This window comes from Ensifer sp. 38_S197, assembly GCF_056924495.1.
In genome coordinates, this window is record NZ_JBXOVZ010000001.1 from 685,374 (window position 1) to 707,504 (window position 22,131).

24 protein-coding genes are annotated in these 22,131 nt (G+C 62.8%); 15 read left to right on the forward strand and 9 right to left on the reverse strand.

The genetic code is table 11. The features are described 5' to 3' along the window. Positions 1-24 precede the first annotated feature (24 nt). Positions 25-1,443, reverse strand: a complete 1,419-nt coding sequence (locus AC1Z3V_RS03070; RefSeq protein ID WP_483497149.1) for a helix-turn-helix domain-containing protein — start codon at positions 1,441-1,443, stop codon at positions 25-27. A gap of 159 nt (positions 1,444-1,602) precedes the next feature. On the opposite strand from AC1Z3V_RS03070, the gene AC1Z3V_RS03075 reads away from it, so the two are divergent. From AC1Z3V_RS03075 to AC1Z3V_RS03095, 5 genes are all read left to right on the forward strand, one after another. After that, entirely contained in the window at positions 1,603-3,135 is a 1,533-nt protein-coding gene (locus tag AC1Z3V_RS03075; protein ID WP_483497150.1) for an acyl-CoA carboxylase subunit beta, read from the forward strand. An 11-nt stretch (positions 3,136-3,146) separates the two neighbouring features. Continuing rightward, positions 3,147-3,437 carry a hypothetical protein gene (locus AC1Z3V_RS03080; RefSeq protein WP_483497151.1) on the forward strand — a complete coding sequence of 97 codons (291 nt, stop codon included), beginning with the start codon at positions 3,147-3,149 and terminating at the stop codon, positions 3,435-3,437. Between the two features lie 30 nt (positions 3,438-3,467). After that, entirely contained in the window at positions 3,468-5,471 is a 2,004-nt protein-coding gene (locus tag AC1Z3V_RS03085) for an acetyl-CoA carboxylase biotin carboxylase subunit (protein ID WP_483497152.1), read from the forward strand. 40 nt (positions 5,472-5,511) lie between these two features. Beyond that, a complete protein-coding gene (gene scpA / locus AC1Z3V_RS03090; RefSeq protein ID WP_483497153.1) occupies positions 5,512-7,650 on the forward strand; it encodes a methylmalonyl-CoA mutase in 2,139 nt (712 codons plus the stop codon). A gap of 69 nt (positions 7,651-7,719) precedes the next feature. Beyond that, a complete protein-coding gene (locus tag AC1Z3V_RS03095) occupies positions 7,720-8,982 on the forward strand; it encodes a hypothetical protein (protein ID WP_483497155.1) in 1,263 nt (420 codons plus the stop codon). On the opposite strand, the gene AC1Z3V_RS03100 is transcribed toward AC1Z3V_RS03095, so the two are convergent. The 4 genes from AC1Z3V_RS03100 to AC1Z3V_RS03115 all read right to left on the reverse strand — a co-directional run bounded on the left by AC1Z3V_RS03100 (position 8,963) and on the right by AC1Z3V_RS03115 (position 11,278). Next, positions 8,963-9,502, reverse strand: a complete 540-nt coding sequence (locus AC1Z3V_RS03100; protein ID WP_483497156.1) for a hypothetical protein — start codon at positions 9,500-9,502, stop codon at positions 8,963-8,965. The two genes, AC1Z3V_RS03095 and AC1Z3V_RS03100, sit on opposite strands and share 20 nt — an antisense overlap. A gap of 12 nt (positions 9,503-9,514) precedes the next feature. Continuing rightward, positions 9,515-10,105: a hypothetical protein gene (locus AC1Z3V_RS03105; protein WP_483497157.1), complete on the reverse strand. Its 591-nt coding sequence runs from the start codon at positions 10,103-10,105 to the stop codon at positions 9,515-9,517. Then, complete coding sequence (locus tag AC1Z3V_RS03110) at positions 10,105-10,704, reverse strand: hypothetical protein (protein WP_483497158.1); 600 nt, start codon at positions 10,702-10,704, stop codon at positions 10,105-10,107. Before AC1Z3V_RS03110 ends, AC1Z3V_RS03105 begins: the two co-directional genes overlap by 1 nt. A 118-nt stretch (positions 10,705-10,822) precedes the next feature. Then, positions 10,823-11,278, reverse strand: coding sequence for a hypothetical protein (locus AC1Z3V_RS03115; RefSeq protein ID WP_483497159.1), 456 nt, complete (start codon positions 11,276-11,278; stop codon positions 10,823-10,825). Between the two features lie 256 nt (positions 11,279-11,534). Here AC1Z3V_RS03115 and AC1Z3V_RS03120 point away from each other — a divergent pair, with 256 nt between their 5' ends. Both AC1Z3V_RS03120 and AC1Z3V_RS03125 read left to right on the forward strand, forming a co-directional pair. Next, the gene (locus AC1Z3V_RS03120) at positions 11,535-12,125 is read left to right on the forward strand and encodes a VOC family protein (protein ID WP_483497160.1); all 591 of its coding nucleotides are present in this window, start codon (positions 11,535-11,537) and stop codon (positions 12,123-12,125) included. Between the two features lie 89 nt (positions 12,126-12,214). After that, the gene (locus AC1Z3V_RS03125; protein ID WP_483497161.1) at positions 12,215-12,904 is read left to right on the forward strand and encodes a glutathione S-transferase family protein; all 690 of its coding nucleotides are present in this window, start codon (positions 12,215-12,217) and stop codon (positions 12,902-12,904) included. 37 nt (positions 12,905-12,941) lie between these two features. Here AC1Z3V_RS03125 and AC1Z3V_RS03130 read toward each other — a convergent pair whose 3' ends face one another. The 3 genes from AC1Z3V_RS03130 to phnF all read right to left on the reverse strand — a co-directional run bounded on the left by AC1Z3V_RS03130 (position 12,942) and on the right by phnF (position 15,890). Next, positions 12,942-13,568 carry a hypothetical protein gene (locus AC1Z3V_RS03130; protein ID WP_483497162.1) on the reverse strand — a complete coding sequence of 209 codons (627 nt, stop codon included), beginning with the start codon at positions 13,566-13,568 and terminating at the stop codon, positions 12,942-12,944. Positions 13,569-13,601: 33 nt separating this feature from the next. Continuing rightward, on the reverse strand, positions 13,602-14,996 hold the full coding sequence (locus AC1Z3V_RS03135; protein WP_483497163.1) for a selenium-binding family protein: 1,395 nt from the start codon (positions 14,994-14,996) through the stop codon (positions 13,602-13,604). Between the two features lie 162 nt (positions 14,997-15,158). Beyond that, positions 15,159-15,890, reverse strand: a complete 732-nt coding sequence (phnF, locus tag AC1Z3V_RS03140) for a phosphonate metabolism transcriptional regulator PhnF (protein WP_483499526.1) — start codon at positions 15,888-15,890, stop codon at positions 15,159-15,161. Positions 15,891-15,980: 90 nt separating this feature from the next. Here phnF and phnG point away from each other — a divergent pair, with 90 nt between their 5' ends. Genes phnG through AC1Z3V_RS03180 form a run of 8 tightly spaced genes read left to right on the forward strand, consistent with a single transcriptional unit; the run spans position 15,981 to position 21,422 of the window. After that, positions 15,981-16,448: a phosphonate C-P lyase system protein PhnG gene (phnG, locus tag AC1Z3V_RS03145; RefSeq protein ID WP_483499528.1), complete on the forward strand. Its 468-nt coding sequence runs from the start codon at positions 15,981-15,983 to the stop codon at positions 16,446-16,448. Beyond that, on the forward strand, positions 16,448-17,056 hold the full coding sequence (phnH, locus tag AC1Z3V_RS03150; protein ID WP_483497164.1) for a phosphonate C-P lyase system protein PhnH: 609 nt from the start codon (positions 16,448-16,450) through the stop codon (positions 17,054-17,056). Before phnG ends, phnH begins: the two co-directional genes overlap by 1 nt. Before the next feature lie 3 nt (positions 17,057-17,059). Next, the gene (locus AC1Z3V_RS03155; RefSeq protein WP_483497165.1) at positions 17,060-18,169 is read left to right on the forward strand and encodes a carbon-phosphorus lyase complex subunit; all 1,110 of its coding nucleotides are present in this window, start codon (positions 17,060-17,062) and stop codon (positions 18,167-18,169) included. Beyond that, positions 18,166-18,453, forward strand: coding sequence for a hypothetical protein (locus AC1Z3V_RS03160; protein ID WP_483497167.1), 288 nt, complete (start codon positions 18,166-18,168; stop codon positions 18,451-18,453). The genes AC1Z3V_RS03155 and AC1Z3V_RS03160 overlap by 4 nt, the downstream gene beginning before the upstream one ends. Further along, positions 18,450-19,328 (forward strand): alpha-D-ribose 1-methylphosphonate 5-phosphate C-P-lyase PhnJ, encoded by an 879-nt coding sequence (locus AC1Z3V_RS03165; RefSeq protein WP_483497168.1) that lies wholly within the window; start codon positions 18,450-18,452, stop codon positions 19,326-19,328. The genes AC1Z3V_RS03160 and AC1Z3V_RS03165 overlap by 4 nt, the downstream gene beginning before the upstream one ends. Further along, complete coding sequence (phnK, locus tag AC1Z3V_RS03170) at positions 19,325-20,101, forward strand: phosphonate C-P lyase system protein PhnK (protein WP_483497170.1); 777 nt, start codon at positions 19,325-19,327, stop codon at positions 20,099-20,101. The genes AC1Z3V_RS03165 and phnK overlap by 4 nt, the downstream gene beginning before the upstream one ends. Before the next feature lie 2 nt (positions 20,102-20,103). Beyond that, entirely contained in the window at positions 20,104-20,811 is a 708-nt protein-coding gene (phnL, locus tag AC1Z3V_RS03175; RefSeq protein WP_483497171.1) for a phosphonate C-P lyase system protein PhnL, read from the forward strand. Beyond that, positions 20,808-21,422 carry a DapH/DapD/GlmU-related protein gene (locus AC1Z3V_RS03180; RefSeq protein ID WP_483497172.1) on the forward strand — a complete coding sequence of 205 codons (615 nt, stop codon included), beginning with the start codon at positions 20,808-20,810 and terminating at the stop codon, positions 21,420-21,422. Before phnL ends, AC1Z3V_RS03180 begins: the two co-directional genes overlap by 4 nt. 66 nt (positions 21,423-21,488) lie before the next feature. On the opposite strand, the gene AC1Z3V_RS03185 is transcribed toward AC1Z3V_RS03180, so the two are convergent. Continuing rightward, the gene (locus AC1Z3V_RS03185; protein WP_483497173.1) at positions 21,489-22,085 is read right to left on the reverse strand and encodes a DUF922 domain-containing Zn-dependent protease; all 597 of its coding nucleotides are present in this window, start codon (positions 22,083-22,085) and stop codon (positions 21,489-21,491) included. Positions 22,086-22,131: the final 46 nt, after the last annotated feature.

Genomic DNA, 22,131 nt, shown 5'->3' on the forward strand with positions numbered 1-22,131 from the left:
TTCAAAAATGAACAGACGCCCAAATCAACTCTCGCTTAGACGATACGGCAGAGCGCCGCGTAAGTCATGATCCACGATCAGTCGACGCTTCAAAGGCGGTACGGCGCGGCTCGCGCATTTCGTCCGCTCGCAGATGCGACAGGAAATGCCAATCGGATCGAAAGCGGCGCGGTTACCGAGATCCATATCGTCGGCATAGACGAAGGCGTCGGCGTAAGAAATCTCGCAGCCGAGCGCCAGCGCATAGCGCGGCTGCGCGGCGCGGAAACCGCCGCCCCCCTTGGTGATCTGGGTGGCGAGACAAAGATAGCGAACGCCGTCAGGCGTCTCGGCCAGTTGCCGGATGATCCGGCCGGGCGTCTCGAACGCCTGGTGCACGTTCCAGAGCGGACAGGCAGCACCGAAACGGGCAAATTGCAGCTTCGCGGCACTGTGGCGCTTGGTGATGTTGCCGGCCCGGTCGATGCGGGCAAAGAAGATCGGAATACCCTTCTGTCCCGGCCGCTGCAGGGTCGAGAGGCGGTGGCAGACCTGTTCCAGCGACGCGCCAAAACGGGCGGCGAGCAGCTCGATGTCGTGCCTCAAGTCACGGGCGGCCTTTGAGAAGGCCTGATAGGGCAGGATCAGGGCGCCGGCGAAGTAGTTCTGCAGGCCGATGCGACAGATCTCATAGGCCTCTTCGGTGCGAAAGCCGGCGCTGCCGGCCACCCGGTCAATCTCCTCGCGGGCATGAAGCTGAGCGATCTGCAAGGCGATCTGGAAATCACGGGTTGCCGCCGGCGCATAGGGGTTGAGGGTGAGAAGCCGGGCACGCGGATCGAAGCGACGGATCGCCTCGTCGCCGGCGGCGCCGCGGACGACCCGGACGCCGTGCCGCTGCTCCAGATAGCTTGCAAGTGCGGCGTGATTGTCACCCTCACCGAGTCCGAGTTCCCCGGCAAGCCGCTCCGCAAGCATGTCGATCTCGTGAATGTAATTGTCGACGAAATGGAAGAAGTCGCGCACTTCCTCATAGGGCGTCGTTTCGACGAAGGGCCCGCCGCGGCCGATCGTGTCGTCGATGCTTGCAAGCTGTTCGCTGTTGCGGCGATAGGCCTGGTGACAGGTGATCAGTGCATGCGCCAGCCCCGGCGCGTTCTGCGCGACGAGCTTCAGCTCCTGCAGGCTTGCCGAATAGGTCTCGAACAAGGGATCGCTGAGAGCCTCCGAGAGCGCCGAGAGCAGGCGATCGCCCTCGCCGGTCGAAAGCTCGGCAATATCGATCTGGAACTTTTCGGCCAGTGCCAGAAGCACGGCAGCCGAGACCGGCCGCTGGTTGTTTTCGATCTGGTTGAGATAACTGGTGGAGATGCCGATGCGCTCGGCGAACTGACCTTGCGTCGCCTTTTTCGCTTCCCGCAGTTCCCTGACCTTGCGGCCAATATAGAGCTTGCCGATCGCCATGTTCGCAACTTTGCAATTTACGTTTTACAAATTTCTCTATTTCACATTTGCACATGAAGGGACGTTTTTCCATCCGACCTTCGACGCTATTGCGAAGCTCGAAGCGCCTCTGCACAATCATTGAAAAAAGCCGGGCAGTGAAAAAATCGGGAGGGCACCATGCGCGCCATACTAGAACAGGTCGAAGCCCGCAGGGCCGAAGCGAGAGCCGGGGGCGGCCAGCGGCGGATCGACGCCCAGCATGGCAAAGGCAAGCTGACGGCACGTGAACGCATCGAAGTGCTGCTCGATGAGGGCTCCTTCGAAGAATACGACATGTATGTCACGCACCGCTGCGTCGATTTCGGCATGGAGAGCCAAAAAGTCGCCGGCGATGGCGTCGTCACCGGCTGGGGCACGATCAACGGCCGTCAGGTCTATGTCTTCTCCCAGGATTTCACCGTGCTCGGCGGTTCGCTCTCCGAAACCCATGCGCAGAAGATCTGCAAGATCATGGATATGGCGGTCAGAAACGGCGCGCCGGTCATCGGCCTCAATGATTCAGGCGGCGCCCGAATCCAGGAAGGCGTTGCCTCGCTTGCCGGTTATGCCGAGGTCTTTCGCCGCAATGCCGAAGCCTCCGGCGTCATTCCGCAGATTTCGGTGATCATGGGCCCCTGTGCCGGCGGCGCGGTTTATTCGCCCGCCATGACCGACTTTATCTTCATGGTCCGTGACTCGTCCTACATGTTCGTGACCGGTCCCGATGTCGTGAAGACGGTGACGAACGAGATCGTCACGGCGGAGGAACTTGGTGGCGCACGGACGCACACCTCAAAGTCTTCGGTCGCCGATGGCGCCTATGAGAACGACATCGAGGCACTGGAAGCGACCAGGCTGCTCTTCGACTTCCTGCCGCTCAACAATCGCGAGAAGCCGCCGGTCCGTCCCTTCCATGACGATCCGTCGCGGCTCGAAATGCGTCTCGACAGCCTGATCCCCGATAGCGCCAGCAAGCCTTACGACATGAAGGAACTGATCCTGGCTCTTGCCGACGAGGGTGATTTCTTCGAACTGCAGCAGAGCTTCGCCAAGAACATCATCACCGGCTTCATCCGCATGGAAGGCCAGACGGTCGGCGTCGTCGCCAACCAGCCGATGGTGCTCGCCGGCTGCCTCGATATCGACAGTTCACGCAAGGCCGCCCGCTTCGTGCGCTTTTGCGATGCCTTTTCGATCCCGATCCTGACGCTCGTCGACGTGCCCGGCTTCCTGCCCGGCACGAGCCAGGAATATGGCGGCGTGATCAAGCACGGCGCCAAGCTGCTCTTCGCCTACAGCCAGGCAACCGTACCGATGGTGACGCTGATCACCCGCAAGGCCTATGGCGGCGCCTATGACGTTATGGCCTCGAAACATATCGGCGCCGATGTCAACTATGCCTGGCCAACCGCCGAGATCGCCGTCATGGGTGCCAAAGGCGCGACCGAGATCCTCTACCGTTCGGAACTCGGCGACGCCGAGAAGATCGCCGCGCGAACGAAGGAATATGAAGAGCGCTTCGCCAACCCGTTCGTGGCGGCCGAGCGCGGTTTCATCGACGAGGTGATCATGCCTCATTCGTCGCGCCGCCGCATCGCCCGCGCCTTCGCATCGCTGCGCAACAAGCAGGTCGATGTTCGTTGGCGTAAGCACGATACGATCCCGCTCTGATGGAGGCAACGATGGAACGGGAGCCGGAGCGCGTCATGACGCCGGAAGAGGCCCGGCGCGACCATTGGCAGATGCTGCGTTACCTGAGCGTCAACGCGCTGATCGGCGTGGCGATCGGGGCGCTGACGGCCGGCGTGCTGATCTGGCTCAACATCGGCGCCGTCGGTACGCATATCGCCCGCTCCACTAGCCCGGTTCTCGCGACCCTCATGGTCGTCGTGCCCTTCGCTTTGCTTTTCGGAGGTGCTGCCGCGGCATCGTCGATCGCGCTTTTGCCCTATCGCCGCAAATTCAAACGCTGACGCGCCATGAAGGCTTTGAAAGAGAAACAAATGTTCAAGAAAATCCTCATCGCCAACCGTGGTGAAATCGCCTGCCGCGTCATCAAGAGCGCGAAGAAGCTCGGCATTGCGACGGTCGCGGTCTACTCCGACGCCGACCGCGACGCGATGCATGTGCGCATGGCCGATGAGGCCGTGCATATCGGCCCCTCACCCTCGGCTCAGTCCTATATCGTCATCGACAAGATCATCGACGCGATCCGCAAGACCGGCGCCGATGCCGTCCATCCTGGCTACGGTTTTCTATCCGAAAACGCCAGCTTTGCCGAAGCCCTGGAAAAGGAAGGGGTCGCCTTCATTGGTCCGCCGGTTGGCGCGATCCAGGCAATGGGCGACAAGATCACGTCCAAGAAGCTGGCGGCAGAAGCCGGCGTCTCGACGGTTCCGGGCCATATGGGCCTCATCGAGGATGCCGACGAGGCCGTTAGGATCGCCGCGTCGATCGGCTATCCCGTGATGATCAAGGCATCCGCCGGCGGCGGCGGCAAGGGCATGCGCATCGCCTGGAACGACCAGGAAGCGCGTGAAGGCTTCCAGTCCTCGAAGAACGAGGCAAAGAACGCATTCGGCGACGACCGCATCTTCGTTGAAAAGTTCGTGACCGAGCCGCGCCATATCGAGATCCAGGTGCTCGGCGACAAGCACGGCAACACGCTCTACCTCGGCGAGCGCGAGTGCTCGATCCAGCGGCGCAACCAGAAAGTCATCGAGGAGGCCCCCTCGCCCTTCCTCGATGCAGAGACCCGCAAGGCCATGGGCGAACAGGCTGTCGCGCTTGCCAGGGCCGTCGGCTACCACTCGGCCGGCACCGTGGAATTCATCGTTGACGGCAAGCGCAACTTCTACTTCCTGGAGATGAACACCCGCCTGCAGGTCGAGCATCCGGTGACCGAACTCATCACCGGGCTCGATCTCGTCGAGCAGATGATCCGTGTCGCCGCCGGCGAAAAGCTCGCTTTCGGCCAGGACGAAGTGAAGCTCGACGGATGGGCGATCGAAAGCCGACTCTATGCCGAAGACCCCTATCGAAACTTCTTGCCGTCGATCGGCCGGCTGACGCGTTACCGCCCCCCGTTCGAGGGCACGCGCGACAATGGCACGGTGACGCGCAACGACACCGGCGTCTTCGAGGGCGGCGAGATCTCGATGTTCTACGATCCGATGATCGCCAAGCTCTGCACCTGGGCACCGGACCGGCCTATGGCGGTCGAGGCAATGGCCGACGCGCTCGACCAGTTCGAGGTGGAAGGCATCGGTCATAACCTGCCGTTCCTTGCGGCTGTCATGCAGCAGCAGCGTTTCCGCGACGGTCGGCTGACGACCGCCTATATCGCCGAGGAATTTGCCGAAGGCTTTCATGGCGTTACGGCCGACGAGCAGTCGCTGCGCAAGCTTGCTGCCGTCGCCGTCTCGATCAACCAGGTGCTGCAGGAACGCGCCAGCCAGATCTCCGGCACGATCGGCAATCATCGCCGCGTCGTCGGCCATGATTGGGTGGTGAGCCTCGCCGATCGCGATCTCGCCGTGACTGCCGGCGCATCCGCCGACGGATCCTATGTAAGCTTCGCCGATGGCACGTCGGTGACCATCGCCGGCGACTGGACGCCCGGTCGTACGCTTGCCACCTTCAACATCGACAATGAGCCTATGAGCGTCAAAGTCGATCTGGTCGGAACCGCCCTCCGGCTCCGCTGGCGCGGCATTGATGTCGTTACGCATGTCAGGAGCCCGCGCGTTGCGGAACTCGCGCGGCTGATGCCAAAGAAGTTGCCGCCGGACACCTCGCGCATGCTGCTCTGCCCGATGCCCGGCGTCATCACCTCGGTCTCGGTCAAGGCGGGGGATACCGTCGAGGCCGGACAGGCGCTCGCGGTCGTCGAGGCAATGAAGATGGAGAACATCCTGCGCGCCGAAAAACGGGCCGTGGTCAAGCGCGTGGCGGTCGCCGCCGGCGCCAGCCTCGCCGTCGACGAACTGATCATGGAATTCGAATGATGGCGCCCGCCGTCGACGCCATCGTCCAGGAGAACATCCGATGACCGACAAGACCATCAAGGACTGGGAAGCGCTCGCCGAGCGTGAACTCAAGGCAGCGCCGGAAAGGCTCACATGGCAGACGCCAGAGGGCATTGCGGTAAAGCCGCTCTACACGGCCGATGACCTCGCCAGCATCGATCATCTGAATTCGCTGCCGGGCTTCGAGCCATTCGTGCGCGGACCGCGCGCCACCATGTATGCCGGGCGCCCCTGGACTATCCGCCAATATGCGGGCTTCTCCACGGCCGAGGCCTCGAACGCCTTCTACCGCAAGAACCTCGCGGCCGGCCAGAAGGGTCTTTCGGTCGCCTTCGATCTAGCAACCCACCGCGGCTACGACAGCGATCACCCGCGCGTCGAGGGCGATGTCGGCAAGGCGGGCGTGGCGATCGATTCGGTCGAGGACATGAAGATCCTGTTCGACGGAATCCCACTCGACGAAATGTCGGTGTCGATGACCATGAACGGCGCGGTCATCCCGATCCTCGCCTCCTTCATCGTCGCCGGCGAAGAACAGGGCGTTTCGCGCGACAAGCTTTCAGGCACGATCCAGAACGACATCCTGAAGGAGTTCATGGTCCGCAATACCTATATCTACCCACCCGAACCCTCGATGCGCATCGTCGCCGATATCATCGAGTACACGGCCAAGGAGATGCCGAAGTTCAACTCGATCTCGATTTCCGGCTACCACATGCAGGAGGCCGGCGCGACACTGGTGCAAGAGCTCGCCTTCACGCTCGCGGACGGACGTGAATATGTGCGCGCGGCGCTGGCGAAGGGTCTGAGTGTCGACGACTTCGCCGGCCGGCTCTCCTTTTTCTTCGCAATCGGCATGAATTTCTTCATGGAGGCGGCGAAGCTCCGGGCCGCGCGTCTGCTCTGGACACGGATCATGAAGGAGTTCGAACCGAAGAAGCCGTCCTCGCTGATGCTGCGCACCCACTGCCAGACCTCCGGCGTCTCGCTGCAGGAGCAGGATCCCTACAACAACATCATCCGCACGGCCTTCGAGGCGATGTCGGCGGCCCTCGGCGGGACGCAATCGCTTCACACCAACTCCTTCGACGAGGCGATCGCGCTGCCGACGGAGTTTTCCGCCCGCATCGCCCGCAACACGCAGCTAATCCTGCAGCACGAGACCGGTGTCACCAAGGTTGTCGATCCGCTCGCCGGCTCCTATTACGTCGAAAGCCTGACCAACGAGCTCGCAGAGAAAGCCTGGTTACTGATCGAAGAGGTCGAGGCGATGGGCGGCATGACCCGCGCCGTCAATGCGGGCCTGCCGAAGCGGCTGATCGAAGAAGCGGCGACCCGTCGCCAGGCCGCCGTCGACAAGGGCGAGGAGATCATCGTCGGCGTCAACAAGTACCGGCTCGACAACGAGGAGCCGATCGACATCCTGGAAATCGACAACAGCGCCGTGCGGGCCGCGCAGATCCGCCGCATCGAGGAGACGAAGCGGCGACGCGACAGCATCAAGGTCGAGGAGACTCTAGGCGCCCTTTCCGAGGTGGCAGGTACCGGCGAAGGCAATCTGCTTGCCGCCGCTGTCGAGGCGGCTCGGGCGCGCGCGACCGTCGGCGAGATCTCCGACGCGATGCGCAGAGCTTTCGGCGACCACGCGGCAACGCCCAAGGTCGTCAGCAAGATCTACGGCAAGGCCTATGAGGGCGAGCCGGAACTCGACGTTCTCTCCGGACGTCTCGACGAGGTTTCGGCAAAACTCGGCCGCAAGCCGAAGATCATGGTCGCCAAGCTCGGCCAGGACGGGCATGACCGCGGCGCCAAGGTGATCGCATCTGCCTTCGGCGACATCGGCTTCGACGTGCTTGCGGGCCCGCTGTTCCAGACGCCGGAAGAGGCCGCAGACATGGCGCTTGCCAGCAAGGTCAATGTCATCGGCGTCTCCTCGCTTGCGGCCGGCCACAAGACCCTAATGCCGCAACTCGCGGAAGCCCTGAAGAAGCGCGGGGGCGAAGATGTCATCATCATCTGCGGCGGTGTCATCCCGCGCCAGGACTATGACTACCTGATGGACAACGGCGTTTCGGCCGTCTTCGGCCCGGGCACCAACGTGCTCGACGCCGCGCGCGCCGTGCTCGACCTGATCGAGGGCAAGCGCCGCAATATCTGACACGGAGGCGGAGGGTCTCTGCTGTCTCGCGCGGTTGTCGTCGCCGGTGGATGCAACTATGTTGTGTCGATGACGTCGATCGCCGAAGTGTTCGGACCCTTTGCCCTCATGGGGCGCCTGCTTGGCCGATTCTGGCCGCAGCTCCTGTTGATCGGGGCCTGCGGCTACATCGTACATGATCTCCTGATGCGTGCGGCGGTGTGGATCGGGATGCAGCATCCGCTCGGCGGTATGGTGACGCTCTCATTCGTCGTACTGGCGAAGCTCGTCGTCATCGTGTTGATGTTCATGGTGCTTCGCCCCGGCCTGCCGGCCCTCGAAGCGCTGCGCCAACTGCCGGCTGCAGCCGGCGCCACAAGCGCTGTACCGAAGGCTGATCGCAGACTGCTCGCCGTCACCGCGGCCGCCATCCTGCCGTTCTTTGCCTATTATGCCGCCTGGGGCTTCCTTGGCGATACAGTCCGCGAATACTCGCGTTTGGCGCTCAACGCCGTCGCCTTCGGCCAGAAAGCCGATTTCTTCGACATCCTGAAATCGCGAGGCGTCCTGATCTCGATCGCGTTCTGCTGGCTGGTGCGCTGGGGCGCAAAGCGGACGAGCAAGCGCAGCGACGCCCCCTTCTGGCGACTGCTGGTCGTGGCGGCGGATGCGAGCTGGATCTTCATCGGTCTTTACGGCCTGTCGGTCTGGAAGGACCAGGTGATCATCTGGCTCGGCGCCGGCAAGCTTCTGAGCATGAACGGCTTCTCGATTACCGGCATCGCCCATGCCGCCGAGGCATTCGTGCCGGTGGAACTGAGAAAACCCGATTGGAACACTGAGGCCGAGGGCCTGTTCTTCTACGCGCTTCTACCGATCATCTGGCTGGTCATGGCTGCGATCATCAACGGGTACGAGCTGTCGACCCCGGCACCGCTTGTGAAGCCGAGATCGCCCCGCCCTCGCCGCGCCCGGACCTTTCGCAAATGGATCGCCGATTTTCTCGATCACTTTGTCAGTGATTACCGCTCCCGCTACGCTCCGATCTGGACTTGCCTGAAGCTGACGCTCGGTTCGGGCGTTGCGACGCTTCTTGCCTTCATCATCGCCTACCGCGCCATCGCCTGGCTCGGTGCCTGGATCTGGTACGCCGCGACGCGAACACTTGGCATGGGCGATTTGGCCAGTTGGCAGCTTGTTTTCGATGCGCTCAGCCTATTTGTCGGCAGTCCCAGCGATCTCGACGGCGGCATCGTGCTCGATGCCCTGCGCATCACCTTGCTGGCGGCCATGCTGGAGCACGCCCTATCCCGGCAAGCGGAACAGAGCCGCGTCAGCTACGCGTCCACTTGAAGATCAATGTCTCGTCGCTGGCGCCCGGAAATTCGATCCTGAGCGTAAGATCCCGTGCCTCGGCGGGAACGATAAAGCTCTCGGCCATCCGGACCACGGCACCGTTCTTGGTGTCAGCAAAGGCGAGCACACCGCAGCGCGGGCGCTCGGCTGCCTCCGGGTACATCTTCCGGACGATCGGCTCGGTCAGGGTGACGGGCTCGAAGCGGCGGCCTTTGTCGTCGATCAGCCGAACGCGGCAGGCACCTTGGGACAGAACGGCCGGATCGTTCGGCGACGCCTCGAATTCGGCAAGAATGACACGCGCGTCATTGGCGCCAGGCAGGCGTTTCATGTCCAGGAGCCTCCACGTGCCGCCGGCAAAGTCCCGCGCCGCATCATCCTCGACAACGATTTCAGTCCTGTTGGCGGCGAGCCAATGGCTCTCTCGCAGGCTCTCCCATGCACGGACAACGAAGGCGAGCGGCAGCATGACGACCAGCGCCAGCAGGCAGACCCAGAACGTGCGTTTCTCGCTCATACCGTTCCCTCCTCAGCGCGCGGCAAGCATCCAGGGGGCGCCGCTGCTGCTGCGCGCAATCGTGACAGATGGCTTTATATCCGTTGGCTGTTTGTCGCCGAGCGCTATCCAAAGCTCCTCCGCAAGTGGCATCGCGAGGCTGCGGGCAACGAGCAGCGTGCCTTTGCCGACAGCCCCTTCGGGAAGTTCGAAGGCGAGAAGCACCGGCTTCGGCAGACCCGGCTCGAGCCTCTCCGTCGGCAGATAGCCGGGCGCGGTCGAAAGCCGCTGACTGAGCCCGTAGCGCAATCCATTGCCTGCCAGCCACTCCGCAGAAGTCAGCGTCATCGTTTCGGTCTTGGCGACGGCCGCGCCTTCGATGATGAGCCAGACACCGGATGTGGAGTATTCCTGGACGCGGCCGATGCTCTCGACCATGACCTGACGTGCCAGATGCACATTGGCTGCGCCGAAGGCGAAGTCCTGGCTTTCGACCCGTTCGCCGACGGCGCCATGAATGGCAATCGGCGCAGTGATTTCGCCGTAGCCGGGCGTGCTGTTTCGCACTGCGTCGAGTGTTGCGATGCTCAACGCACAGAGCAGCAGCGTACGGAGAGCCGACATCATTGCTCCGTCGATCCCGCAACTTGCGTGACTGCCAACTCAACCAAGGCAGCCTCGCCGTCATCGAACCAATTGGGCGCGCCGTAGAGATTGTCACGCGGCTTGTAGATTTGCTTACCGATGGACAGCGAAAGCTTGTCCGGTTCCGGCCGATCCGCCGGCCATTCCCATACCGCGATCAGCTTTTCCGGCATGTTCGGGTTGATCGCGCTGGCGATCCATTTATCCCTGGCGAGATAATAGACCGGCTTCAGTGACACCAAGGCTCGCTCGTCCTTGATCGTAATCAGGTTCATAAAGGCATTGCTGGTGGCGATAGAGCGATTGTCGAGTTCGAGATCCACCATCAGGAACCGTTTCGGCTCGAATGGCTTGGTGCCGGTCGGCGGCACGGAAGCCATGGCGGCGTTGTTGATCGTCACCAGCCACCTTCCGGTATCGATTGCCTCACCCTTGGTGGCGCTTACAGTGGGTCTCGGGTGCGCCGCATCATAGACCGCCGTCGCAAAGGAGACCGCAGCCGCAGCCATGCCGCCCATACCGGTGACCAGCAGGATCAACAGACGCTGCCTGCGTTTCGGCCGCTGCACGATCGGCATTTGTCCTCCGTCTACCCCTCCGGATATTGCAACCGGAAGATAGGGAGGTTCGCGCGGAAAATCAAAACACGAGTGTCGGGGCAAGCACCTTTGTCAGATCGGATCGCAACATTGGCACCTAAATTCGCTGCATCTCGGTGGGCGCCGCCTCATGGCGCCCGTTCGTAGCGGGAAGTCCTCTTTCGAAGGTTGCGCGAATCGAAACTGGCCTGCCTGTTGCCTGCGGAACCACCATGAACATCTGCAGTTCCCGGCCACGCCGAACGAACTGGATAGCGAAATGCTTGCCGCTATAGGCAGCGCTGGAGACAGTAGCGTTCCATTGCCCCGTACCCGCGGCAAGCTCTAGGTCCGCGAAATTCTCGACATTCACGACGGCTTGCCAGCCAGTGTTGCTCGTGACAGTCAGCAGGTCGCCGTGTCGCACAATACCGATGTGGCACCGATCGCAACGACCGGCCGTCGACGTCAGTTGTCGCCATTGTCCGGCGAAGGCATGGCCGTCCGCACGCGCCGCCGCCGGAAGCAAAAGAAACAACAGGCAGACAATACCGACTCCCCGGAGAAACTCCACGCCTCAACTCCCTGATCGTTCCCAGCCGTCAGGCCGCCGGGGATGTTGCCGACACACTCACTGATTGCACAATACACACGCAGCAACCCGGAAGAAAGTAGCTGAGATAGCGATACTTGCCGACGCCCTCCTCGCAGCTTCCCCCTGCATTGGCGCTTGCCTTCTTACCGCGACGGACGACAATTGACTTGAGCGGAAAGGATGGAACCGGATCCCATTTTGTCCTGAGTCCTCCGCTTCATCTGGGAGGCCTTCGATGCGAAAGCTGCAATCGCAAGGGGTTCATCACATCACGCTCGTCGGCGCCGACCGACAGACGTCGATCGATTTCTGGGAGGGGCTTCTCGGCATGCCCTTTATTTTCGAGCAGCCGAACCTCGACCGGGCAAGCGAAAGCCATCTCTATTTCGACCCGGGCGATGGCCGCCTGATCACCATCTTCACCGACGAGAACCGCAAGCCCGCCCCCGAGCGAACACCGACGGATATCGGCTGCGTGCACCACATCGCCTTCGCCGTCTCACGCGCGACGTTCAACCAGGCGGTGGAGCGACTCGACGAGCGAAACATCCAGCATAGTGGCGTCAAGGATCGCGGCTTCATGGACTCGATCTACTTCGAGGATCCTTTGGGGCTTCTGATCGAACTCGCCTCCTATCGCTTCGAGCCGCCGCCGGGCCACAGCCATGCCGAGGTGCTGATGGAGGCACACAGGGTCAGGGTCGCACGCGGCGACTACAATATCGCCGAGGTGCACTTGGCCGATGCGATCGAGGCACTGACCGCGCGCGCCCGACCGACACTGTCGTCCGACCGGCAGCCGAAGGACCCGTATCGGTCGCGATAAGTTCCGTCGCGCTCATCGCCTATCGTCCAACGCGCGCAACCGGCCGGCAAGGCAGCAATTGCGGTATCGCGACCAAAGGGAGGAGTGACATGTCTGCAATCAAGCTCAACGTGATCAAGCCCAGCGTCAACAACATGACGGCGCGCGTCTTCCTACGGGCCGCCAAACTCGATTTCAGCGAGCAGGACGTCTTTGGCCAGACTCGGACGGCCGAATATCTGGCGAAGGCTCCGTCGCATCTGACACCGATGATGGAGACTGCGGAACTGCCCAAGGGTGCCCTGTGGGAGAGCTGCGCGATCATGCAGTATCTTTGCAACAAGCACGGGCTCGACGACTTCTATCCCAAGGATCCCGAGGCCCGCGCCATGATCGATAGCGCTATGTTCTACCTTATCGGCACCTTCTATCCCTATCTAGCGCGGGCCACCTACCCGGCCCTGAACTTCCCGCTCTATGCGGGCGAAGTCGGTTGCAGCGATGCCGATGCGGAGACGAAGGAGAAGGCGCGATGGGCAGCCGTAGAGGCGCTTGCCGAACCGCTCGACGTCTTTCGGGCGTTCTATATCGGCGACAAGCCCTTCATCGGCGGATCCAAGCCGTCGATCGCCGACATCCGGCTCGCAGCCACCCTCGAGTTCCTGGCGGCAATCGACTACGCGCTTCCGGACTGGGCGAAGACCTACGTCGGCAACATGGAGAAGACGCTCGGTAATGCCTACACCGAACCGGCCACCGACGTGCGCGGTTACATCAGCTATGTGAAGGCCCAAGGTTAGGCGCATCCCGCCGCGATCGGCGGTCATAAGCACAGGCTCACTGGACGAGAAGCACAATACCGGTCGCGCTCAGCGCCACCGTCCAGAGGCGGTCAAAATTGATCCAGGCCGAGCGAAGTGCTGCCAGGCCAAGCCATTCGAAGACGGCAATCGCCATCGCCGCGACGACGGCCAGCATTGCCGCGCCATGAACGGCAACAGCGGCAAGCGCGACCGGCAGCGAGCCTGCGACAGCAAGGTCTCCGGCTCGATCCGCCACGCAGAGGCTGAGTACCGCCGGAACCAGCATCAGGCCCGCCCCGTGGCTCGTCGCCATCAGGAAGGACCAGAAGCCAAGTCCGGCCATGCCGGCACGCATGCCGACCCTTACCCGGTGGCGGTGTCCGTAAAGCGCGCCGTACCCGGCGACGCTGAGAATGAGCAGTGCCGCGACGAGCCTGAAATGATGCGGCTCCAACACCGCGCCGAACGTGACGACCACCGCCAGCGTGAGCGCAGCGGAGACGGCATGACCGACAGCGATCGGAGCAAGCGACAACCACACGATCCGGCGGCTCTGGCGGTGAAGCCCTAGCGCGACCGCAAAGAGCCAGCCCATCGCCGGATTGATGCCGTGAAAGGCGCCGAGACCGATAATCGAAAGCCATGGCCAGACGGTCGTCATTCGCCCTGAGAGGACCGCATGGTCGCCCCCTCCCTATGGATAACAATAGGAATCGGACGAGCAGTCGCCGCCTTCGAGGCGAACCTGATGCGGGCGGTGGCCTTTCGGCCAGTCGACGAAAAAGTTCTCGTCGAAGGCGATGCCGCCACCGTCGGCGACATCGAGTTTGACCATCCATCCGTCGATACCATCAGGGTAGAATTGCGGATCGATGGCGCCATAGAGCGAATTGGTGAAATAGACCCGCTTGCCGTCGCGGCTAATCTCCACCATCTGTGGCCCGCCGTTCAGCGCTCCGTTCTTCGCCTTCGGATGGGAGGCACGCGAAACGATGCCGCCGATCCGCACCCGGCCCGTTTCCTTCGGCGCCAAGGGGTCGGAAACGTCGTATTGGATCATGTCGCCGGTGCCCCAGCAGGAGACGTAAAGGAAACGGTCGTCCATCGAGAGATCGATGTCGGTGACGAGCGGCGCGACCGCGCTGAAACCTTTCAGCACCGGCGGCAACAGATCCGGATCTGCCGGTTCTGCCGGAGTCTCGATCACTTTCTTCACGGCCCATCGGTCGCCGTCACGATACCAGGTCCAAATCGAGGCCGAGAGGTCCTTGAGGCTGATGACGCAGCCAACGAAGCCATAGGCCTTGGTCGGATCATGGGCCGGGCGCAGTTCGAAGACGAGCTGGTGCTCCTCGCCGAAATCGATCTCCTGCAGGTGCTTGCGCTTGTGCAGGTCCCAGAAATGTAAGCGGCGGCCATATTTTGAGCCGAGCAGCACCTCCGGAACCAGCCCGTTCTCGAACGTATCCGGCGTGCCCCATTCGCTGGTGATCATAGTGTCATGGCCGAGGTGCCACCAGAAATCATAGGCGAGCTTCTGCGGACCTCGATCCATTTCCCATTGCCCGAGGACGTCGAAGCTCCGATGGTCGAGCAGGAAGATGCCGCCGGGCGCCTTGCCGTCGCGATCGGCGAGCGCATTGACGTAAATCCCCTCGGGTCCGCAGTGGGTCGTGTGCAACCGCGAATAATTCGCCTTCTCGGCGATCTCCGAAGGCTCGATCACCCGGACGATCGTCGGATTGCGCGGATCCGGCTTGGTGTCGATGATGTGCAGACGCGAGGATCGCAAACCCGGCACCACCAGATACCGCCGCTCGACATGCGGATGCGGCGCATTGGGGCACAGGCACGAGGAGCAGGCATTCCAGCCGAAATGGTGCAGTTCGTCGCCGACATTCGGCATCTCAACCTTTCCGACGATCTGCGAATAGCTTGAAGACGCCGGATCGACGTCAACGACTGCAATCGCATCCGGCCTTGTTCGCTCTGGGTCGAACGCCGCCACATAGGCAAGCGTTTCCTTTGGAGCCTTGGCCGCCATGCGCGGTGATGGATAGAAGGAGGGATCGGGTCGCCACGTCGCCATTTCCATTCTCCCCTGCGAGAATTCCCAATGCGTGGATCCTGATGCAAGTATCGGTGATGCGGCAAAAACACGTCGGAAATGCGACCTATCCGCCTTATTTCTTCGATCGAACGCTTGACGCTGGGTATGGCGTCTTCGCCGTGGGCAGTTGGCGGCGCTATCCTATGTCTCGATCCGCAGCTTCATCCGGTCTGCCGCAAAGCGGCTGCGGGAGAACTCCACCGGTATGCCGTCGAGATCGGCGTTAAGCGATTGCGCCTCAAGCACGATCGCGCCCGGCGAAAGCTTCAGCATCGAGAGTTCCTCGGCGTCGGCATGGCGGGCGACGATCTCGGTCGAGGCGCGCACATAGTCATCCAGGCCATGGGCGGCGAAGGCCTTGGTGACGGAGTGCAAGCGCTCGAACTCCTCGGCCATGCGGGGAAACCGATGCGCCGGATAGTAGCTCGACGCCACCGAGAGCGGGCGGCCATCACCGCTGCTGACGGTCCTGAGTTCGACCACCGGATCACCGGGCCTGATGCCAAGTGCTGTCGCCACTTCGCCGGTTGCCGGCACTTCGGCATGCGCAATCAGTCTGGCTCCGATCTCCTTTACCTGTTGGCCAAGGCCCTGTGAGAACCGCGTGCGCTTCGAGATCGGATAGCTCACCCTTTCCTTGCGCTCGATCATCGTGCCGCGTCCCTGGACGGCCCGCACCAGCCCCTCTTCGGCAAGGGCTGCCAGCGCGCTTCTGACCGTGTGCCGATTGACGCCGAACTCTCCGGCGAGCGCCATTTCGGGCGGCACCATGCCGGTCGCGTCATAGTCGCCATTGCTGATGGCCAGGCGGATCCTGTCGGCGATCTGCCGCCAGAGAGCGACACCGGTCTGGCGTTCCACCACTTTTCGCATTGCCATGTCACAAGCCTGTCATTTGCCGACGCTATGGAAGAGTATAAGATGTACAGTTGTCTAGATCAATAGACATTTGAGGTGATAATGATGGATGCGAAGCTGAAACAGGAAAGCCCGCCGGATCCGGCGCGCAAGAAAGCCATGGGGCTGCTCGCCCGCTCAACCCTCGACGAGCTCAATGCCGCCTGGGAAGCGCTGGCCGATAAACCGGAGGTTCATCCGGTCCGCGGCCCGGAAACAGGTCTCGTCATGGTGCGCGGCCGGATCGGCGGCGGCGGCGATCCATTCAATCTTGGCGAGGCCACGGTCTCGCGCGCGACCATCCGGCTTTCGACCGGCGAGATCGGCCACGGGCAGATGCTCGGAACCGACAGGCAGCGCGCCCGCCTGGCGGCAATCTTCGACGCCCTTTCCCAGCGCGTTGGCAACAAAACAGATGTCGAGTGCCTGCTTCGCCGCGTGGCCGAGCGGCTCGCGCAGGAAGAACGCCGCAAGGCCGAAGAGACAGCGGCAACCCGTGTCGACTTTTTCACCATGGTCCGGGGAGACGACTGATGGCCAGCCAATCGCAGATCTACGCCGGCGCTTTCGCAGATCCGGTCTTTGCCGCCCAATCCGTCTTCCGCTGCCTGATGGACGGTTTCGCTCGTCCGGGCACAATCAAGCACATCGAGACGACGAGCGCCCCACCCGCTCCGCTCGGCGTAGCTGCCGGCGCGGTGGCGCTCACACTTTGCGATCATGACACGCCCATCTGGCTGACTTCGGCGCTCGGAAAATCGGCCGTTCCGCAATGGATCGCCTTCCACACGGGTGCCTCGGCCACCACCAGCAAGACGGATGCCCGCTTCGCCTTCATCGAAAAGGGCGCCGCCTTCCCCGGTTTCGACCAGTTCTCGCTCGGCACCCAGGAATACCCGGATCGTTCGACGACGCTCGTCATTGAAGTCGAGGCGCTGACCGGCGGCCAAGTGCTCACCGCCAAGGGTCCCGGGATCAAGGGCGAGACGGAAATTGCCGTGAAGGGCCTGCCCGACGTCTTCCTCGAATTCTGGACCGCCAATCGCGCGATCTTCCCGCGCGGTGTCGATCTCGTGCTGACGGCCGGAGACAGGCTCGTCTGCCTGCCGCGAACAACCCGTCTAGCGCTCAATGAGGTGTGATCCATGTATGTAGCCGTCAAGGGCGGGGAAACCGCCATTGCCAATGCGCACCGCCTTCTCGCCGACCGCCGCCGCGGCGATCGCAACCTTCCTTCGATCACCATCGAGCAAGTGGTCGAGCAGCTTGGCCTCGCCGTCGACCGCGTCATGGCGGAGGCCTCGCTCTATGATCGCGCGCTTGCGGCGCTCGCCGTGCGCCAGGCGCGTGGCGACATGATCGAGGCGATCTTCATCCTGCGCGCCTATCGCACGACGCTGCCGCGCTTCGGCTATTCCGAACCGGTCGATACCGCCAACATGAAGGTCGAACGCCGCGTATCTGCGACATACAAGGATCTGCCCGGGGGGCAGTTGCTCGGGCCGACCTTCGACTACACGCACCGCCTGCTCGACCCGTCGTTGATCTCCGACGAGACCGTCGAGGAGCCGGCGATCAAGGAGCCGGGCGAACATGTGATGCGCGTCTCCGATATTCTCGATGGTGAGGGCTTGATCGAAGGTGACGGTCAGATGCCCGAAGGCCATGTGATGGGTGACCTCACCCGAGAGCCGATGGAGTTTCCGATGGCCCGGGACCTGCGCCTGCAGGCACTCGCCCGCGGCGACGAAGGCTTCCTGCTGGCGCTCGCTTACTCCACCCAGCGCGGCTACGGCCGCACCCATCCCTTCGTCGGCGAAGTTCGCATCGGCGAAGTGGAGGTGGAACTCGATCTGCCTGAACTCGGTTTTGCCGTCTCGCTCGGAACGATCCGCGTGACCGAATGCCAGATGGTCAACCAGTTCAAGGGTTCGGCAAAGCAACCGCCGCAGTTCACCCGCGGCTACGGCCTCGTATTCGGCCAGAGCGAACGCAAGGCAATGTCGATGTCGCTGGTCGACCGGGCGCTGAGGACCGACGAGTTCAGCGAGGACATCGTCGCCCCGGCGCAGGATCAGGAATTCGTCATCTCGCATGCCGACAACGTCCAGGCGACCGGCTTCGTCGAGCACCTGAAGCTGCCGCACTATGTCGACTTCCAGGCGGAACTCGACCTCGTCCGCCGCATGCGCCGCGACTATGAGACGGCCAACGCCGGCGAGACGCCGAAGGAACGACAGGAGGCCGCAGAATGATCGGGCAAGCCTTGGCACACGGCGATAATTCAGTCACCGCCGCCACCACCATCTCCGCCGCCTCCGTCACCGCAATCGCCACCGCTGTCACCGGCAAAGACGACGCCGGCATCGCCCCCGCCATCGTTCTTGCGCCCTTTGCCATTCGGCTGACGCTGGGCGTTGCGAGCGACCCAGAACAAGGTCGCTACCGCCGCGACGCCAGTCACAACAACCCAGAAAACTATCGCGCTCAAATCCTGGCCCCATCCGCGGTCGACACACTCAAGGGTAATCAGCGATGAACGACCTTGCTACCTATAATTTCGCCTATCTGGACGAGCAGACGAAGCGCATGATCCGCCGCGCGATCCTCAAGGCGATCGCCATTCCCGGTTATCAGGTGCCCTTCGCCTCGCGCGAAATGCCGATGCCTTATGGTTGGGGCACCGGCGGCGTCCAGGTCACCGCCTCGATCCTCGGTCCGCAGGACGTGCTGAAGGTCATCGACCAGGGCGCTGACGACACCACCAATGCGGTTTCGATCCGGGCCTTCTTCCAGAAGGTCGCCAATGTCGCGGTGACTACCCGTACGAAAGAGGCGACGATCATCCAGACGCGCCACCGCATTCCGGAGGAAAAGCTCTCGGAAGGCCAGACGCTCGTCTACCAGGTGCCGATCCCGGAACCTCTGCGCTTCCTCGAGCCGCGCGAGACCGAAACGCGCAAGATGCATGCGCTCGAGGAATACGGGCTGATGCATGTGAAGCTCTACGAGGACATCGCTCGCAACGGCCATATCGCCACGACCTATGCCTATCCGGTCAAGGTCGAGGAGCGGTATGTCATGGATCCGTCGCCGACGCCGAAATTCGACAATCCGAAGATGCACATGTCGGAAGCGCTGCAGCTCTTCGGCGCCGGCCGCGAGAAGCGCATCTACGCCGTACCGCCCTATACCGACGTGGTCAGCCTCGACTTCGACGACCATCCCTTCGAGATCCAGAGCTTCGACAAGCCCTGCGCGCTCTGCGGCGCCGAAGACGTCTATCTCGACGAGGTGATCCTCGACGACAAGGGCGGACGCATGTTCGTCTGCTCCGACACCGACCATTGCGAAGACCGCCGCGCCTGCGGCCATGCAGGTCACATGCTCGCCCGCCAGGAGGCCGCAGAATGAGTACCCTCCCGCTTCTGAAAGTGAACGACGTCTCGAAGTTCTACGGGAGCCGCATCGGCTGCCGCAACGTCTCCTTCGAGCTTTATCCGGGTGAAGTCCTCGCCATCGTCGGCGAGTCCGGCTCGGGCAAGACGACGCTTCTGTCGTGCCTGTCGACCCGGCTGATGCCGACGTCGGGTATCGTCGAATACCATATGCGCGATGGCCAGTACCGCGACCTCGCCCGCATGGGAGAAGCCGAACGCCGCTTCCTGATGCGCACCGATTGGGGCTTCGTGCACCAGAACCCGGCTGAAGGCCTGCGCATGACCGTGTCTGCCGGCGCCAATGTCGGCGAACGGCTGATGGCCGTCGGTGACCGTCACTACGGCAACATCCGCGCTACCGCCAGCGACTGGCTGGAGCGGGTGGAGATCGGCATCGACCGCATCGACGACCAGCCACGCGCCTTTTCCGGCGGCATGCGCCAGCGCCTGCAGATCGCCCGCAATCTCGTCACCTCCCCGCGCCTCGTCTTCATGGACGAGCCGACCGGCGGCCTCGACGTCTCGGTCCAGGCGCGACTGCTCGATCTGGTGCGCGGCCTGGTGCACGACCTCGGTTTGGCGGCGATCATCGTCACCCACGACCTCGCCGTCGCCCGCCTTCTCTCCCACCGCATGATGGTGATGAAGGACGGTGCCGTCATCGAACAGGGCCTCACCGACCGTGTGCTCGACGATCCGCGCGAGCCCTATACCCAGCTCCTCGTTTCTTCCATCTTGCAGGTGTAACCATGGCAACCCCTCTCGTTGTTTCCGAAGTCGCGAAAAGCTTCACCATGCACTTACGTGACGGCGTCCGCCGGCCCGTGGTCGCCAACGTCTCCTTCTCGGTAAAGGCGGGCGAGTGCGTCGTTCTCGGCGGCCCGTCCGGCGTCGGCAAGAGCTCGATCCTGAAAATGCTCTACGGCAATTACGGCGTCGATGAAGGCCAGATCCTAATGGATCACGACGGCAAGCTCGTGAACCTCGCGACTGCCGAGCCGCGCACCGTGCTCGAAGTCCGGCGCACAACGCTCGGCTACGTCAGCCAGTTCCTGCGCGTCGTGCCGCGCGTCTCGGCGCTGGACATCGTCGCGGAACCGCTGCAGGCTCGCGGCACCGCGATCGAAGAGGCCCGTGCACAGGCGGCCGAGCTTCTGAGCAAGCTCAACCTGCCGCGCGAACTCTGGAGCCTGCCGCCCGCCACCTTCTCCGGCGGCGAGCAGCAGCGCGTCAACATCGCCCGCGGCTTCATCACCGACCACAGGATCCTGCTGCTCGACGAGCCGACAGCTTCGCTCGACGCGAAGAACCGGGCGGTCGTGGTCGAGATGATCGCCGAGAAGAAGGCCAAGGGCACGGCGCTGATCGGCATTTTCCATGACGAGGAAGTGCGCGACGCGGTTGCCGACCGCATCCTGGACGTTTCGCTGTTTTCGCCACGAAAGGCCGCCGCATGAGCCAGAAGCTTGGGCTCGAGCCCTTCATTCATCCGACCGCAAGCGTCAACAATTCGACGCTCGGCCGCTACACCGAGGTGCAGGAGCGTTCCCGGCTCGACGAGGTCGAGTTCGGCGATTACTCCTACATCATGCAAGACGGCTCGATCTGGTGCGCGACGATCGGCAAATTCGTCAACATCGCAGCCGCCGTCCGCATCAATGCCACCAATCACCCGACATGGCGGGCGACGCTGCACCACTTCACCTATCGCGCGCCGAACTATTGGGACGATACTGAGCTTGACCATGACCTCTTCGCCTGGCGCAGATCCAACCGGGTGACGATCGGCCATGACGTGTGGATCGGCCATGGCGCCACCATCCTGCCCGGCGTCACCGTCGGCAACGGCGCGGTCATCGGCGCCGGCGCCGTCGTCTCGAAGGACGTCGCGCCCTACACCATCGTCGGCGGCGTGCCGGCGAAGCTCATCCGCACCCGCTTCAACGAGGGCATCGGCGAACGGATGGACGCGCTTGCCTGGTGGGACTGGGACCACCAGCGCCTCCGTCGCGCTCTCGACGATTTCCGCGAGCTGACGGCCGAGGAGTTCCTGGTGCGGTATGCTTGAGCGGATGGCCAATCAGGCCGCCGAGCACAGGTTCGGCGTCCTTTTCGGCCAGAGAGGACCAGCGATCTACGGCCCGTTCACCAACCTCAGGATGAGCTGGTGGATATTGCCGCCGTCCGTCAGCTCGACCTGATCGAAGTCGCGGCTGCGCTGGCGCTGGGCTTGCGAAAGCGCACCAAGGCGCATGGTCATTTCGCCCCTGATCTTCCGGCACTTGGGATCGTCAGGGACAGTGAGGCCCAAGGTCGCGCCTTCTATCGCGTGCACCATCTCCTTGATGAAATCACCGTGCACGCGTTCGTGCTTGCGCACGCCATCGATGAAGATGTCCCAATTCTCCCGCGTGCCCGCGGGCAGCGGCTTTGCCGGCTTAGGTAGCGTATAGGTGATGATCAGCTTCGGCTTGGCGGTGGTCAGCACGCAGGCGCCGGCCTGTTCCTCGTATTTCCGCGTCCAGGTCAGTTTGAAATTGGTATGGGCGATCGCCCGGCCGAGGCCGGCTTTCGGACCACGTTCGCCGATCGAGGCGTAGAGCTCGGCACCCGTCTGCCCGTTGACGGTGTAGAGCGCTTCCTTCTCGACCGCCTGCCATTCGGCAGTGGCGGCCCGCGGCGCGGTCGCGAGGCAAATGGCAACGACACCCAGGCAAAGGCTTTTGTTCAATCCGAACCCTCGACATTCGCTTTTGCGGCGCAGAACGCCGGTCGGC

Excerpts from the sequence above, each read along its gene's own strand:
- AC1Z3V_RS03130 (WP_483497162.1), bottom strand. The coding sequence starts at position 13,568 with ATGACGACCGTCTGGCCATGGCTTTCGATTATCGGTCTCGGCGCCTTT.
- AC1Z3V_RS03180 (WP_483497172.1), top strand. The coding sequence starts at position 20,808 with ATGAGCCAGAAGCTTGGGCTCGAGCCCTTCATTCATCCGACCGCAAGC.
- AC1Z3V_RS03105 (WP_483497157.1), bottom strand. The coding sequence starts at position 10,105 with ATGTCGGCTCTCCGTACGCTGCTGCTCTGTGCGTTGAGCATCGCAACA.
- AC1Z3V_RS03160 (WP_483497167.1), top strand. The coding sequence starts at position 18,166 with ATGATCGGGCAAGCCTTGGCACACGGCGATAATTCAGTCACCGCCGCC.
- phnF (WP_483499526.1), bottom strand. The coding sequence starts at position 15,890 with ATGCGAAAAGTGGTGGAACGCCAGACCGGTGTCGCTCTCTGGCGGCAG.
- AC1Z3V_RS03075 (WP_483497150.1), top strand. The coding sequence starts at position 1,603 with ATGCGCGCCATACTAGAACAGGTCGAAGCCCGCAGGGCCGAAGCGAGA.
- AC1Z3V_RS03125 (WP_483497161.1), top strand. The coding sequence starts at position 12,215 with ATGTCTGCAATCAAGCTCAACGTGATCAAGCCCAGCGTCAACAACATG.
- AC1Z3V_RS03110 (WP_483497158.1), bottom strand. The coding sequence starts at position 10,704 with ATGCCGATCGTGCAGCGGCCGAAACGCAGGCAGCGTCTGTTGATCCTG.
- AC1Z3V_RS03100 (WP_483497156.1), bottom strand. The coding sequence starts at position 9,502 with ATGAGCGAGAAACGCACGTTCTGGGTCTGCCTGCTGGCGCTGGTCGTC.
- phnK (WP_483497170.1), top strand. The coding sequence starts at position 19,325 with ATGAGTACCCTCCCGCTTCTGAAAGTGAACGACGTCTCGAAGTTCTAC.
- AC1Z3V_RS03095 (WP_483497155.1), top strand. The coding sequence starts at position 7,720 with ATGACGTCGATCGCCGAAGTGTTCGGACCCTTTGCCCTCATGGGGCGC.
- AC1Z3V_RS03135 (WP_483497163.1), bottom strand. The coding sequence starts at position 14,996 with ATGGCGACGTGGCGACCCGATCCCTCCTTCTATCCATCACCGCGCATG.
- AC1Z3V_RS03070 (WP_483497149.1), bottom strand. The coding sequence starts at position 1,443 with ATGGCGATCGGCAAGCTCTATATTGGCCGCAAGGTCAGGGAACTGCGG.
- AC1Z3V_RS03120 (WP_483497160.1), top strand. The coding sequence starts at position 11,535 with ATGCGAAAGCTGCAATCGCAAGGGGTTCATCACATCACGCTCGTCGGC.
- phnG (WP_483499528.1), top strand. The coding sequence starts at position 15,981 with ATGGATGCGAAGCTGAAACAGGAAAGCCCGCCGGATCCGGCGCGCAAG.
- AC1Z3V_RS03165 (WP_483497168.1), top strand. The coding sequence starts at position 18,450 with ATGAACGACCTTGCTACCTATAATTTCGCCTATCTGGACGAGCAGACG.
- phnL (WP_483497171.1), top strand. The coding sequence starts at position 20,104 with ATGGCAACCCCTCTCGTTGTTTCCGAAGTCGCGAAAAGCTTCACCATG.
- phnH (WP_483497164.1), top strand. The coding sequence starts at position 16,448 with ATGGCCAGCCAATCGCAGATCTACGCCGGCGCTTTCGCAGATCCGGTC.
- AC1Z3V_RS03080 (WP_483497151.1), top strand. The coding sequence starts at position 3,147 with ATGGAACGGGAGCCGGAGCGCGTCATGACGCCGGAAGAGGCCCGGCGC.
- AC1Z3V_RS03155 (WP_483497165.1), top strand. The coding sequence starts at position 17,060 with ATGTATGTAGCCGTCAAGGGCGGGGAAACCGCCATTGCCAATGCGCAC.
- scpA (WP_483497153.1), top strand. The coding sequence starts at position 5,512 with ATGACCGACAAGACCATCAAGGACTGGGAAGCGCTCGCCGAGCGTGAA.
- AC1Z3V_RS03085 (WP_483497152.1), top strand. The coding sequence starts at position 3,468 with ATGTTCAAGAAAATCCTCATCGCCAACCGTGGTGAAATCGCCTGCCGC.